The sequence below is a fragment of the Janthinobacterium goodfellowi genome (genome assembly GCF_051380695.1).
Classification (GTDB): Bacteria; Pseudomonadota; Gammaproteobacteria; order Burkholderiales; family Burkholderiaceae_D; genus Janthinobacterium.
The window spans coordinates 67,877-81,921 of record NZ_JBNYXN010000003.1; the positions used below are offsets into that span (position 1 = coordinate 67,877).

10 protein-coding genes are annotated in these 14,045 nt (G+C 63.3%); 3 read left to right on the forward strand and 7 right to left on the reverse strand.

What is annotated here, in order from left to right; all coding sequences use genetic code 11:
- Positions 1-322: 322 nt before the first annotated feature.
- Together ACQ4WQ_RS12700 and ACQ4WQ_RS12705 are read right to left on the reverse strand one after the other, a co-directional pair.
- Positions 323-2,476 carry a DEAD/DEAH box helicase gene (locus ACQ4WQ_RS12700; protein WP_121670919.1) on the reverse strand — a complete coding sequence of 718 codons (2,154 nt, stop codon included), beginning with the start codon at positions 2,474-2,476 and terminating at the stop codon, positions 323-325.
- A gap of 200 nt (positions 2,477-2,676) precedes the next feature.
- The gene (locus tag ACQ4WQ_RS12705; protein WP_436497526.1) at positions 2,677-3,558 is read right to left on the reverse strand and encodes an alpha/beta fold hydrolase; all 882 of its coding nucleotides are present in this window, start codon (positions 3,556-3,558) and stop codon (positions 2,677-2,679) included.
- 136 nt (positions 3,559-3,694) lie between these two features.
- Here ACQ4WQ_RS12705 and ACQ4WQ_RS12710 point away from each other — a divergent pair, with 136 nt between their 5' ends.
- Entirely contained in the window at positions 3,695-5,311 is a 1,617-nt protein-coding gene (locus ACQ4WQ_RS12710) for a M28 family peptidase (RefSeq protein ID WP_436497528.1), read from the forward strand.
- Between the two features lie 121 nt (positions 5,312-5,432).
- On the opposite strand, the gene ACQ4WQ_RS12715 is transcribed toward ACQ4WQ_RS12710, so the two are convergent.
- The 3 genes from ACQ4WQ_RS12715 to ACQ4WQ_RS12725 form a co-directional block, all read right to left on the reverse strand.
- Positions 5,433-5,849, reverse strand: coding sequence for an SRPBCC family protein (locus ACQ4WQ_RS12715; protein ID WP_326458387.1), 417 nt, complete (start codon positions 5,847-5,849; stop codon positions 5,433-5,435).
- A gap of 140 nt (positions 5,850-5,989) precedes the next feature.
- Positions 5,990-6,688: a dienelactone hydrolase family protein gene (locus ACQ4WQ_RS12720; RefSeq protein ID WP_436497530.1), complete on the reverse strand. Its 699-nt coding sequence runs from the start codon at positions 6,686-6,688 to the stop codon at positions 5,990-5,992.
- Between the two features lie 89 nt (positions 6,689-6,777).
- The gene (locus ACQ4WQ_RS12725; protein ID WP_436497532.1) at positions 6,778-9,684 is read right to left on the reverse strand and encodes a DUF6701 domain-containing protein; all 2,907 of its coding nucleotides are present in this window, start codon (positions 9,682-9,684) and stop codon (positions 6,778-6,780) included.
- 115 nt (positions 9,685-9,799) lie between these two features.
- Between ACQ4WQ_RS12725 and ACQ4WQ_RS12730 the strand changes: the two genes are divergently transcribed.
- Positions 9,800-10,804, forward strand: a complete 1,005-nt coding sequence (locus tag ACQ4WQ_RS12730) for a GlxA family transcriptional regulator (protein WP_436497534.1) — start codon at positions 9,800-9,802, stop codon at positions 10,802-10,804.
- A gap of 83 nt (positions 10,805-10,887) precedes the next feature.
- Here ACQ4WQ_RS12730 and ACQ4WQ_RS12735 read toward each other — a convergent pair whose 3' ends face one another.
- Positions 10,888-11,049 carry a hypothetical protein gene (locus ACQ4WQ_RS12735; protein ID WP_436497536.1) on the reverse strand — a complete coding sequence of 54 codons (162 nt, stop codon included), beginning with the start codon at positions 11,047-11,049 and terminating at the stop codon, positions 10,888-10,890.
- Positions 11,050-11,164: 115 nt separating this feature from the next.
- Entirely contained in the window at positions 11,165-12,271 is a 1,107-nt protein-coding gene (locus ACQ4WQ_RS12740; protein ID WP_326458392.1) for an S-(hydroxymethyl)glutathione dehydrogenase/class III alcohol dehydrogenase, read from the reverse strand.
- A 216-nt stretch (positions 12,272-12,487) separates the two neighbouring features.
- Here ACQ4WQ_RS12740 and ACQ4WQ_RS12745 point away from each other — a divergent pair, with 216 nt between their 5' ends.
- Positions 12,488-13,936: a PQQ-dependent sugar dehydrogenase gene (locus ACQ4WQ_RS12745; RefSeq protein ID WP_436497538.1), complete on the forward strand. Its 1,449-nt coding sequence runs from the start codon at positions 12,488-12,490 to the stop codon at positions 13,934-13,936.
- Positions 13,937-14,045: the final 109 nt, after the last annotated feature.

Here is a 14,045-nt window from a genome sequence, read left to right on the forward strand (position 1 = left end):
CAATTCATTTATGTTTTAGAATTTACTTTGATTCAACTTGATTGATTTTATTGAAATGCAAAATTTAAATTGCGCGCAAATACAATAATTAATAAAAAATTATGTATCGATGCGGCAGGCAATCAAGACGGTGCTTGCGCCGATAAAAAGACGCGCAAGCGCCGCAATTACCGCCGGCCCATGGCGGCGCCTGCCGGCAAGCATAATGCGGCAATCACAATCATTTCTTGAGGGAAAATAAAAACTGGCGCGAACGCGCCAGTGGGGGAACTGTCTCCAATCCGCTACACAGGCGCCGGGGAGGCGCCTGGGAAGGGACAGCTTACTTGAATGATTTACGCGGTGGCGATTTCGGACGCGGTGGCGCAGGCTTGCGCTCCGTCGTGCCGTCATCGAGACTGATGCGCAGTTTCTGGCCCGACACGACGACCGATTTCAGGTGGTCGAGGATTTCCGGCGGCATGCCTTCCGGCAGGTCCAGCACGCTGTAGTTGTCAAAGATATCGATGCGGCCGATATGCTTGGCTTCCAGGTTCGCTTCGTTGGCGATGGCGCCCACGATGTTGCTTGGCGTCACAGCATGCTCGCGGCCCACTTCGATGCGGTAAGCCGTCACGCCTGGACGTGGACGTTCCTTCTTCGGCGCGCGCGGCGCAGGTGCTGCGTCGCCCGCGTCCGCTGGTGCATCCTTGAACGCTGGCGCGGACTTGGCGGCGAACGGCTTGCGCGGCGCGGCTGGCGGCGCCAGGTCCGGTGCGTCGCCGTCACGGCTGATGCGCAGCTGCTGGCCCGCGACCCACACGGTCTTGAGCTGGTCCAGCAATTCTTTCGGCATGCTGTCCGGCAAGTCCAGGACGCTGTAGTCGTCATAGATTTCGATGCGGCCGATGTTTTTCGAATCGATGCCCGCTTCGTTGGCGATGGCGCCCACGATATTGCCCGGTTTCACGCCATGCTGATGACCGACTTCAATGCGGAAGGTCTGCATGCCGGCGTCGGCCGGACGCTGGACGCGTTCCTTTTTCGGGAAGGCCGGGCGTTCGCTGCGCTCGTTACGGTCGAAGCGGTCGCCCCGTTCCGGACGGTCGTTGCGCTCAAAACGGTCCTGGCGCACAGGACGGTCGTCTTGCCACGTGGCTTGCTCACGCGCCTTGTTCTTGTCCAGCAGCAGCGGCGTATTGCCACGCGCCATCTTCGCCAGGGCGGCGGCGATTTCGATGGCGGGAATGTTCTGTTCGCGTTCGAAATCCTCGATCAGCGACTGGAACTGCTCCAGTTCGCCCAGGGCCAGGGTTTCGCTGATCTGTTCCTTGAACTTGGCGATACGCACGTCGTTGACGGCCTGGATCGTCGGCAGTTCCAGCATGCCGATCGGCTGGCGGGTCGAGCGTTCGATGGCTTTCAACAAGTTCTTTTCACGCGGGGTGATGAACAGGATCGCTTCGCCGCTGCGGCCGGCGCGGCCCGTGCGGCCGATGCGGTGGGTGTAGCTTTCCGGATCGTGCGGCACGTCGTAGTTGACGACGTGGCTGATGCGCTCGACGTCCAGGCCGCGGGCGGCCACGTCGGTTGCCACGAGGATGTCGATCTTGCCGTCTTTCAACTGCTGGATCGTGCGCTCGCGCTGGGCTTGCTGGATGTCGCCATTGATGGCGGCGGCCGAGAAGCCGCGCGCCTGCAGCTTGCTGGCCAGCTCTTCCGTACCCAGCTTGGTGCGGGCGAAGATGATCATGCCGTCGAACGCTTCCGCTTCCAGGATGCGGGTCAGCGCGTCGAGCTTGTGCATGCCCGACACCAGCCAGTAGCGCTGGCGGATATTGTCGGCCGTGCCCGTCTTGGCGGCGACCGTCACTTCGGCCGGATTCACCAGGTAGGTGGTGGCGATGCGCTTGATGACGGAAGGCATGGTGGCCGAGAACAGGGCCGTTTGATGGCCGTCCGGCGTTTCTTTCAAGATACGCTCGACGTCGTCGATAAAGCCCATGCGCAGCATTTCATCAGCTTCGTCCAGCACCAGCGTTTTCAGCTTGGACAGGTCGAGCGAACCCTTGTCCAGGTGATCGATGACGCGGCCGGGGGTGCCGACGATGACGTGCACGCCGCGGCGCAGGGCCGACAGCTGCGGGCCGTAGCTTTGGCCGCCGTAGATCGGCAGCACGTGGAAGCCGGGAATGTGGGCGGCATACACCTGGAACGCTTCGGCGACCTGGATGGCCAGTTCGCGCGTCGGTGCCAGGACCAGGGCTTGGGGTGAGCTTTGTTTCAGATCGATGCGCGACAGGATAGGCAAGGCGAAGGCGGCGGTTTTACCCGTGCCCGTTTGCGCCTGGCCCAGCACGTCGCGGTTGGCGAGCAATAATGGAATCGTGGCCGCCTGGATAGGCGACGGTGTTTCGTAACCGACATCCTTGAGCGCGCGAATCAGCGGCTCGCTCAGGTTAAGGTCGGAAAATAAGGAAATTGGTGTATCAGACATGAAATCACTCACAAGTTCGCTCGAATCGCCCAATGCGAAAGAGTGTATCTGCTAGTTTACTCTTTACTGGACCTTACCGGGTGGAACGAGGCGGCAGAACGCCATTTTTTGCATCCTAAAACGCAGAAAAATCGGCGATCCGCACGCAATTGGTGCAAAAACCAAGCAATATTATGTGTTTTGCAATAGATTAGGCTATTTTACAGATGCGCCTCGATATTGCTTGCCGCATCGACCGAGTGGCGCAGGAACTCCAGCAAGTCCTCGTTCAGGCGGTCCTTGTGCGTCGTCGCCAGGCCGTGCGGCGCGCCCGCATACACGAGCAATTTGCTGCCGATGATGAGCTCAGCCGTGCGCCGCGCCGAGGCGGCGATCGGCACGATCTGGTCGTCGTCGCCATGGATCACCAGGGTCGGCACGTCGAACTTGGCCAGGTCGCTGGTGAAATCCGTCTCTGAAAATTGCTTGATGCACAAATAGGACGCCGGCATGCCCGCCTGCATGCCTTGCAGCCAGAAGCCGTCGCGCACGCCCTGCGACGGCTTCGCACCGGGCCGGTTGTAGCCATAGAAGGCCTCGCTCAAGTCGCGGAAGAATTGGCTGCGGTCGGCCTGCACGCCCGCGCGGATGGCGTCAAACGCGGACAGCGGCAGGCCCAGCGGGTTTTCCGTGGTTTGCAGCATCAGCGGCGGCACAGCGCCCACCAGCACGGCACCGGCCAGGCGCTGCGTGCCGTGGCGGCCAATGTAGCGCGCCACTTCGCCGCCGCCCGTCGAGTGCCCCACGAGGGTGGCGCCCGTCAAGTCCAGCGCCTCGATCAGCGCGGCCAGGTCGTCGGCATAGGTATCCATGTCGTTGCCGTCGAAAGGCTGGCTGGAGCGGCCATGGCCGCGCCGGTCGTGCGCGATGACGCGGTAGCCGCGCGCGGCAAGATAAAACATCTGGTCTTCCCAGGCATCGGACGACAATGGCCAGCCGTGGCTGAAGACGACGGGCGGGCCGCTGCCCCAGTCCTTGTAATAAATCAAGGTGCCGTCGGCGGTACGCAGGGTATTACTCGATTGCAAGTTAGTGGCATTCATGGAACGACTCCTGGTCGGTGGGCCAGCGGCCATTGTGGCCGCAATCGGCTTGCGCGCGCCGCGCGCTACGCCAGAGCATTGCGGTAGAGTAAGATTGCCGCTGCTTTGCTTTCCCGTATTCACTTTTGGAGTTGTCATGCGCTTTCCCGTCGTCCTCGCCGCCAGCCTGTTCAGCACGGCTGCCCTCGCCCAACCGCTCGTTGCCGAAGCGCCCTTGCGCGCCCATTTGTCCTTCCTGGCCGACGATTTACTGGAAGGACGCGGCACGGGCCAGCGCGGCGGCGACCTGGCCGTGCGCTACCTGGAAACGCAGGCGGCCGTAGCCGGCCTGCAACCGTTGCAGGATGGCAGCTACCGCCAGGCGCTGACCATCGTCGGCAGCAAGGCCTTGCCATCGAGCACAGTGACCTTCAGCGCGGGCGGCAAGACCTTGTCTCCCGCCTTCGGCCAGGACATCGTCTTTGGCGCAGCGAATGGCCAGCAGACAGTGGCGTTCGACGCGCCCGTCGTGTTTGCCGGCTACGGCATCCGCGCCCCGGAAGAAAACTGGGACGATTTCAAGGGCGTCGATCTGAAGGGCAAGCTCGTCATCATGATGGTCAACGACCCGCAGCCCACCAGCGCCGAACCGAACCGCTTTGCCGGCAAGTCCCTCACGTATTACGGCCGCTGGGTCTACAAGTACGAGGAAGCGCTGCGCCAGGGCGCCGCCGGCGTCTTGCTGATCCACACGACGGCATCGGCCTCGTATCCATGGTCGGTGCCCGCCAACGGCTTCGGCCATGAACGCTTCAACCTGGCCGGCGCGGGCAACGCGATGGAAGGCTGGCTGCAGGAAGACATGGCGCGCGCCCTGTTCCAGGCGGGCGGACAGGACCTGGACGCCCTGCGCGCGCAGGCCGAAACGCGCGACTTCCGCCCCGTGGCCCTGAACGCGACGGTCAAGGTGGCACTGAATAGCCAGATCCGCAGCATCGAGCAATTCAACGTGGCCGGCATCGTGCCGGGCACGGACCCGAAGCTCAAGGACGAAGCCGTCATTTACTCGGCCCACTGGGACCATCTGGGCAAGGATGACGAAGGCGGCGCCCGCGCAGGGCAAAGCGACCATATCTACAACGGCGCCATCGACAACGCCTCGGGCGCGGCGGCCCTGCTGGCCATGGCGCAAGTGGCCGTGAAACAGCCGGCGCGCCGCACGCAGATCTTCCTGTGGCCGGCCGGCGAGGAAACGGGCATGCTGGGCAGCACCGCCTACACGCGCGCGCCCCTGTGGCCGCTGGCCAAGACGGCCGCCGACCTGAACCTCGACAGCATGAATTTCGTCGGCAAGACGCACGACATCGGCGTGGCCGGCGCCGAGCGCAGCAGCCTGTACGCGAGCGCAGCCAAGGTGGCCAAGCGCATGGGCCTGCGCCTGGCGCCGACCATCCCCGACCTGTCCGGCGCGTTTTACCGGGCCGACCATTTCGCGTTTGCCAAGGCCGGCGTGCCGGCCTTCAACGTGGGCTCAGCCGTGTTTTCCGGCGACGGCTCGTTCGACTTCGTCAAGGAGCCGACAGCGTCGAGCGAGCGTCTGGTGGCGTTCAAAAAGGATTACCACCAGGTCACCGATGAATACCACCCGTCGTGGGACTTGTCGGGCATGGTGCAGCAGGCGCAGTTCACCTTGAACCTGGGTTACGAGGTGGCGAACGACAAGAATTTGCCGGTGTGGAACAAAGGCGAGGCGTTTGGAAAAGTGAAGCGCTAACGTCAAGCGTCGGTCGGATTAGCGGGGCATCGCCCCGCTTAATCCGACAACATTGTCAGCGGAGTTGGTGGCGTCGGATTACGCGAGGCCTAACCTCGCTAATCTGACCTACCTCGTTGATTCAAATCGCCATGATGCGTTTCAGGTCGACGAATGCCGTTTCGTACAAATGCTGGAACGCGCCCACCATGACCTCTTCCACGCCTTCGGCCGCGTCGAACTCGCTCGACCATTCGGCCACGCAGGAAGCGCCGCCCGGCTCGCCCGTGACGCGCAGGGTGGAACGGTAGTTCTTGACGGGGATCGGGCCCGAGACGATGGTGTAGCTGTAGCTCTTGTCCGCTTCGCTGTAGCTTTGCAGGCGTTCGGCGATGATGGCGCCGTCCGTGGTTTTCAGGCGGCGCACGCGGCCGCCATGTTCGGACAAACTGGTCTTGATCGAGCTCGACCATTCAGCCAGCGACTGGAAGCCGCCGATAAAATCCCACACGCGTTCGGCGCTTGCCGCCAATGTTACAGAAACAATTACTTGGGCCATCTTTAATTCGGTTCCTCATCCAGGTTTGCCGGGCGCCGCGCCCGGCCGGCCGGAGTTGCCCGGCACAGCCGCTATTTTAGCGCCCATGCGGCTTTGCTGCTGAGCAAACCATGGCCGCTGGCCAGCCTGGGGTGGCTGCCTTACAGATTTTCTGCCAAAAAAATCAGGGAATTGCCATGCGCGTGGGCCGCGGCGCGCTGCTGGTAGCTGTCGCGGTGGGTGCAGTTGAAACCGTGCTCGGCGCCCGGATAGATATGGATTTCCACGTCTTGCCGGTCTTCGAAGCGCTCGGCGATCTTTTGCACGGCTTCCGGCGGAATATGGCTGTCCTGGCCGCCGAAATGCATGAGCAGCGGCACCTGGATCTTGTCGGCCAGGTCCAGCTTGTTCTGGATGCCGCCGCCGTAATAGGCGATGGCGGCGTCGACCAGGCCGGCCGCGGCCGTCTGGAACGATAGCCTGCCGCCGAAGCAGTAGCCGATCGAAGCGAGCTTGCCCGTCACTTCCGGGCGGGCGCGCAGGACGGCGACGGTGGCGGCGATATCGGCGTCGGCGTGCGGATTGTCGGTCGCCTGCATCAGTTCGACGGCGCGCTTCCAGCCATCCGCGTCATAGCCCAGCTCGATGTGCGCGCCAGCGCGCCAGAACAGGTCCGGCACCAGCACCACATAACCATCGGCCGCGTACTGGTCGGCCACGGCACGGATGTGCTCGTTGACGCCGAAAATTTCCTGCAACAGGATGATGGCGGGGCCCTTGCCCACGTGCGGCACGGCCAGGTAAGCCTGGAAGCTGCCGTCCGGGCCGGCGATATCGATCCACTGCGAAGTTGTGCTCATAGAAACTCCAGTCTGAGGTTGGGGGAGGATGTCACAAGCAGGCATGTTACTGGTTTTTCGCCGTGTCTGCGCCCGCCCTTGGTCCAGGCTCAATACATCTCGCGCAGGTAAATCACGGGGCCCGATCTGAGGATGCCAAAGACGACGACACCCACCGTGCTGCCCAGGTAGGGATGATTGCCCACGGAAACGTCCACGCGGCCAGCCTTGCCGGTTCCTGGCGCCAGCACAGTCAGACGATTGAACTGCGGCAGCGCGCCTTGCGCGACGGTATAGGTCCGGTCGTCCGCGGCCAGCGCAGCGCAGTCCAGCGTTTTCTTGCAATTGGCCAGCACCACGTCCGACTTGTTGAATGCGCTGATGCTGTCGAGCAGATTCGTGACCCATTTCGTGCCATTCCAATACTGGACTTGCACGGCCAGTCTGACGGGCAACAACTCGGAACCATAACCGTGGGCAACCTGCCATTGCCCCGACAGCACGGTCAGCCGCGCCTCGTTCTGTATCAATGCGGAGGTCGAGCTGACGACGGCGCCGCCGGTATACGTGCTGCTGGCGCGCAGCAGCACGCCGGTGGGCGCCACCGGCACGCCTGCCTTGCCCGGAAAGCGATAGGCGACCATGGGCTGGGCAACGCCCAGGATGAATTTCGCGGGCGCCACGCCGGTGATGGTGGTTTGCCCCTTCTTGCCGTCGGTGAGCCGGCTGCTGCCATCAGGAGTGCTCGGTGGAAAGGAAATCGTGCCCGTGGCCGCATCCCAGCCGTCGAGCAGCACGGGCGCCAGGACGCTCGGATTGAGCTCGTCATAATTTTGGGTCGTCGTCTCCCCAAGGGCGCGCGCCGTCACCCGCACGCCTATCGCCTGCCCCGAGTAGGCGTAGCGGCCTTTTTCCCCATCGTCGGCGCAGGTGAGCGGCGCGGCGCATGGCGTGGCGATGCTGTCGGCAGCTCCGGTCTTGATCAGCTCCGTGATGAAGTGGTGCGGGATGAACTGCACCTGCTTGCTCACGCTCGAGGCTGGCGCAGCAAGGTTGGCATCCAGGTAACCCCTGGGGTTGGCCAGATTGAAGGCGATGGTGATGCTTCCCACTTCCGGCCAGTTCATGTCGCTGCTGGCAACGCTACCATTGGCGAAGAGCACGCCACCCTGCAGGGCCGGCTTGGCGGGCTTGGGGATCTCGCTCGTCGTCGGCCTGACCAGGCTGTCCAGCGAAGGCAGCACCGTTTCTGCCGGCTTTTCATTGCCGAAGTTCGGCGTCACGGCACCCGCGCTGTTGAGCGCGCTCATGCTGACTGTCACTGGCGCGCCCGCGCGCTGGGGACTGGCAATAACAGGGACGCTGAACGCGGCCGGCACGATGGTGACAGAGCCACTGCCCGTCATGCTCAAACCGGCGTCGCCGGTAGCGGCCGACCCCGCATAGGCGGCCTTCACATTCAGCTTGCCCACGTCGGCATACGCCATGGTTGCCGTGGCAACGCCAGCGTTGTCGAACGCCAGGTTGACAGTCTTCCCCAGGACACTGCAAGCACTACTGTTATCCGGGGCCAAGGCGATGAAGCCCCCCGTGCCTTTGATGAAGACGGGCAAGGTGCCGCTGGCGGGATTGCTGTAGCTGCAACTGAGGGTCAAATCCTTGCTGGTATTCTTGAACAGGGGCACGCACGCTTGCGGGGTCGAGCTGGGGGCGGCCTGCACGGCGCTGATGCTGAACGCCTGTTGAGTAGCAGAAACATGATTGACGGGAGTGACCGTCAATCCTGTCGCCGCAACAGCCATGTCGCAGCTGCTGCTGGCGTCCGACGCGCGCTTGCATACGAGCGCGTCCGTGGCGCCGGGCACGCTCGTCAGGCTCAGGGTGGCGGTGCCGACCGTGTACTGGCGCACGCTGGCCGTCGCCACGCCGCTGTTGCCGATCGCCGTCGCCGTGCCGCCGGGGCTGACGGTGACATTCGCGCCGCCCGTGTACCTGGCGCTGCAGGCGGCATCCGCGCACGCCGTCACCGTCACCGTTTGCGGCGCGCAGGTCAGGGCCGTGCCTGGATGATCGATCTGAAAATGGTGGAGCCCGGTCGGAGTGCCTGGACCGCATTTCGGGCCGTTCACGCTGCCCACGGGATACCCGCTGTTGTTCGTCACGCAGCTGCACGGGTTCGATGGCGTATAGGATTTGCAGGTGATGGTTTGCTGCACCCGGCCCTGCCAGCCCAGGGTGATGTGGTCGACCTTGGCGTTGCCCGTGATGTAGGCGTTGGACGAGTCGAGGGTGACCTCGCCGGCATCCACATTGCCCTTGATGCCATTGCCAGAGGCGATCGACAAGGAATTGCTCGCCTCCACGTCGCCGGTCACAAGCAGGCCGGACGCCTTCAGGTCGATCGTCGGCGATTTCAGCTTGCCCGTCACCTGGCTGCCGGAACCGATGGTCAGCGACACGCTGGCCGTGATATCGCCCTGGATGCGGGTACTGGCGGCCAGGATATTGACGACGGTACCGCTGATCGGCCCGTTGATCAGCGAGCCCGAGGCGATTTCCACAGGGCCCTTGGCGCTGATCTCGCCCGTCACCGTGACGTTGTTCGAGCCCATCTTGATGGTAGTTGCGGAGATATCCGCCGTGATGGTCTGCTCCTGTGCGCCCATGAGGAAAGTGCCACCTTTGGCGGTCAGGCTGCCACCCGTCACCTTCAGATTCGGTGGATTGATATCCTTGATGTCGAGATTGCCCGTGACCGTCAGTGCGGCATTGCCGCTCATCGTCAAGCCCTGGTTATAGCTCATCGCCAGCGAACTGTTGACCGTCACGCCATACGCGCTGCCGATGATGATGACGTCGGTAGAGCCCAGCGCCAGCGAGGTGCACGTGTATTGCAAACCATCCGTGCTCAGGCCGCAGCCGCTGACGGCGCCGCCATTGAAGTTGAGCGTGGCAGCCTGGGCAATAGTTGAGTACAACAATAGTGTCAGGGTGGCAAAAAAGGGAAGTAAACGCACGATATCCAGGAATCTGATGAATGGGAAACCAGCAGGCGCATGGCTTATTCCATGCTAATCTACGCCCTCGCTGTTGTTGCATTATGGCAGTATTTGTCACCCTCGCGCATATCGCATGATCAAGCAAAGCCCCCAAGAATTCCCCCTGCGCACCGTCGACATCATCGTCTATCCCGGCTTCAAGGCGCTCGAAGCCATCGGCGCCATGAAAGTGTTTGACTACGCCAACACGCATTTGCGCCTGCGCAATCTGCCCGGCGGTTACGACGTGCGCATCGCCTCGACGGCCATCGGACCGGTCGAGTCCGACACCCTGATGTCGCTGCACGCCAGCAAGGTGCTCGATGCGAACCGCCTGCCCGACCTGGCCGTCATCGTCGGCTGCCACCATGTCGAGCAAGTCTTGCAGGACATCCCCGCCCTGGCCGCCTGGGTGGCCGAGGCGGCGCCCCGCATCGCTACCCTGGCGGCCCTGTGCACGGGCTGCTTCTTCCTGGCCGAGGCCGGCGTGCTCGACGGCAAGAGCGCGGCCACGCACTGGAGCGCCGTGGACAGCCTGCGCCAGCGCTACCCCTTGATACAGGTCAATGCCGATGCGATTTTCGTGCGGGAAGGGAAATTCTGGACGTCGGCGGGCGTGACGGCCGGCATCGATCTGGCGCTGGCCCTGGTGGAAGACGATTTCAGCCGCGATATCGCGCTCGAAGTGGCGCGCGACCTGGTCGTGTATTTGAAGCGGCCCGGCGGCCAATCGCAGTTTTCCGTGCACCTGTCGAGCCAGATGACGACGCATCCGACCATCCGCCAGTTGCAGGGCTGGATCATGGAACACCTTGCCGAGGAGCTCACCGTGCCGCTGCTGGCGGCCAGACTGGCCATGAGCGAGCGCAATTTTACGCGCGTCTTCCAGCGCGAAACGGGCACCAGTCCCACGGAATTCATCGACACGGCCCGCTTCGAAGTGGCGCGCCGTTTGCTGGAAGACAATGTGTCTTCTTTAAAACAGGTGGCCGTGCAGGCGGGCTTGCATAGCGAGGACAGGCTGCGCCGCCTGTTTCAAAAGAAACTCGCCATCACGCCGCGCGACTACCGCGAACGCTTTTCCAGCACGGCGCGCTAGACGCAGCGAGGGTCAGCGCGACTTGTTGGTGCGCACGTGGCGCGTGGCCAGCTGCTGGCGGTGCCAGGCCAGCGGCGTGAACATCAGCGCGCACAGCAGATGGTGGCCAGCAGCGCCAGCCAGATGGCGGGCGTGGCAAGGGTGGCGGCATTGCTCCACCACAAGGCCAGCAGGGAAGACAGGGCCGCGCCGAGGAAGACGGGCAACATGCGGCGCAAGGTCGCGAGATAGGCAGTGGCAAACATGAACGACTCCCAAAGCAAGGCGGATGTCTTCACACTAGCAGGGGCAGGCAGCGAAGTACAGCCTGCCGCCCTGCCGCGTCCGTCAAGTGTTGCGCAATGAGTACAGCCGATAAAATTAGTACAACACGACGGAACGGATCGATTCGCCGCTCTTCATCAGGTCGAAGCCTTCGTTGATGCGTTCGAGCGGCAAGCGGTGCGTGATCAGGTCGTCGATGTTGAGCTTGCCTTCCATATACCAGTCGACGATCTTCGGCACGTCCGTGCGGCCGCGCGCGCCGCCAAAGGCGGAACCGCGCCATTCGCGCCCTGTGACCAGCTGGAACGGACGGGTGGAAATTTCCTGCCCGGCCGCCGCCACGCCGATGATGAACGATTTGCCCCAGCCCTTGTGCGTGCACTCGAGCGCCTGGCGCATCAAGTTGGTGTTGCCCACGCATTCGAACGAATAATCGGCGCCACCGTCCGTCAGTTGCACGATGGCATCGACGACGTTTTCCACTTCATTCGGGTTGATAAAGTGCGTCATGCCGAACTTGCGCGCGATGGCCTGGCGCGCCGGGTTGATGTCGATACCGATGATCTTGTCGGCGCCGACCATCTTCGCCGCCTGGATCACGTTCAGGCCGATGCCGCCCAGGCCGAACACGGCCACGTTGGCGCCCGCTTCCACCTTGGCCGAGAACAACACGGCGCCCACGCCCGTCGTCACGCCGCAGCCGATGTAGCAGACCTTGTCGAACGGCGCGTCTTCGCGGATTTTTGCGAGCGCGATTTCCGGCACGACGATGTAATTGGAAAAGGTGGAGGTGCCCATGTAATGGAACAGCGGCTGGCCATTCAGCGAGAAGCGGCTGGTCGCATCCGGCATCAGGCCGCGGCCCTGCGTCGAGCGGATGGCCTGGCACAGGTTCGTCTTTTGCGACAGGCAGAACTTGCACTGGCGGCATTCCGGCGTGTACAGGGGAATGACGTGGTCGTCCTTTTTCAGGGTCGTCACGCCCGGTCCCACGTCGACGACGATGCCGGCGCCTTCATGGCCGAGGATGGCGGGGAAGATGCCTTCCGGATCGGCGCCGGACAAGGTGTAGTAATCGGTATGGCAAATGCCCGTGGCCTTGAGTTCGACCAGCACTTCGCCAGCGCGCGGGCCGGCCAGGTCGACTTCTTCGATGGTCAGCGGGGCGCCCGCCTTCCAGGCAATCGCTGCTTTGGTTTTCATGGGGTGTCTTCCTGCTCGGTTTCAGATGCGCCATTATCGGGCGCCGGCAGGCGGGGCGGCGCAAGGGCCCCCGCGCTTGTCTGAAAACGCGGCGCATTTGTCCGATGCTGCCGCACGTTTGCGCCAGCTCAATCTTCACAGCATACAGAGGCGCATTCTTGGCACAAGCCCAACTCCGCTTGAGCAGCCATTGCCGCGTTCCCGCAGGAGACTGATATGCGCCCGATTTTCCCATTCCAGCAGTCCTGGCTGGCCCTGCTGCTGGCATGTTGCCTGGCCCTGCTGGCCGCCTGTGGCGGCGGCCATCACCACCCGACACCCGGCGCGACCACGGGCAATCTGACAGTCACTATCGGCGGCTTGCCGGCCGGCGTGGCGGGCGCCGTCACGGTCACGGGGCCTGCGTCGTACAGCAGGACGCTGACGGCCACCACCACGCTCACCGGCCTGGCGCCCGGCGCCTACGCCATCAATGCCGCCAGCGTGGCGCAGGGCACGGGAACCCTGGCGCCCACGCCCGTCACGCAGCAGGTGCAAGTCAATGCGGGCGCCACGGCCAGCGCCAGCGTCCTGTATGCGGCGGCCGCGCCGCTGGCCCTGCGCCTGCAGGAAGTGGCCAGCGGACTGGATGCCCCCATCTTCCTCACGGCGCCGCCCGGCGACAGCCGCCTTTTCATTCTTGAGCGCCCCGGCCGCATCCGCGTGGTGCAGAACGGCAATCTGCTGGCCACGCCCTTCCTCGACGTTAGCACGCTCACCACCACCAGCGGCGAACGGGGCTTGCTGTCGATGGCCTTCCATCCGCAGTACGCCAGCAATGGGTATTTCTTCATCTACTACACCAACCTGGCCGGCGATATCGTCATCGAGCGTCGGCAAGTGTTGGCCGGCAACGCCAACGTGGCCGATCCCCTGTCCGCGCTGACCATCCTCACCATCCCCCACCCCACGTTCAACAACCACTATGGCGGCCTGCTCAGCTTTGGTCCCGATGGCTACCTGTACGCGGGCACGGGCGATGGCGGCAGTGGCGGCGATCCGCCAGGCAATGCGCAAAACACGAATGTGCTGCTGGGCAAGCTGCTGCGCCTGGATGTCAACGCCAGCACGGTAGCCCAGCCTTATGCAATTCCTCCCGGCAATCCATTTGCCGGCACGGCAAGCGGGCGCGGGGAAATCTGGGCCTACGGCTTGCGCAACCCCTGGCGCTACGCCTTTGACGTGCCGGCTCAGCTGCTGTACATCGCCGACGTGGGCCAGGCCAACTGGGAAGAAGTCGACGTGCGTCCCGTGGGCCAGGCGGGCAACAACTATGGTTGGAACATCATGGAGGGATTGCATTGCTACAACAGTGCCAGCTGCAACCAGGCGGGACTGGTGCTGCCCCTCATCGAATACGGCCACGATGCGGCCGGCGGCTGCTCGATCACGGGCGGCTATGTGTACCGGGGCACGGCCTTGCCGGAACTGGCCGGCCAATACCTGTATTCGGACTATTGCAGCGGCTGGCTGAAAAGTTTCAGCTACAGCAACGGTGCGGCATCGGCCGTGACGGACTGGGGCATCACCAACGTGGGCAACATCCTTTCGTTCGGCCAGGATGCGCAAAACGAGCTGTACATGCTGAGCGGCACGGGCAAGGTGTACAAGATCATACGTCAATAAGCGTGCGCCAGCGAAGCGCAGCCACGCACGCGGCTGGGGCCGTTTTTCGACGGGAAGCGGGGAACCGGCTAAAATGATTTTTTTACGCCGCGCCCTGCGCCCCAGCCCA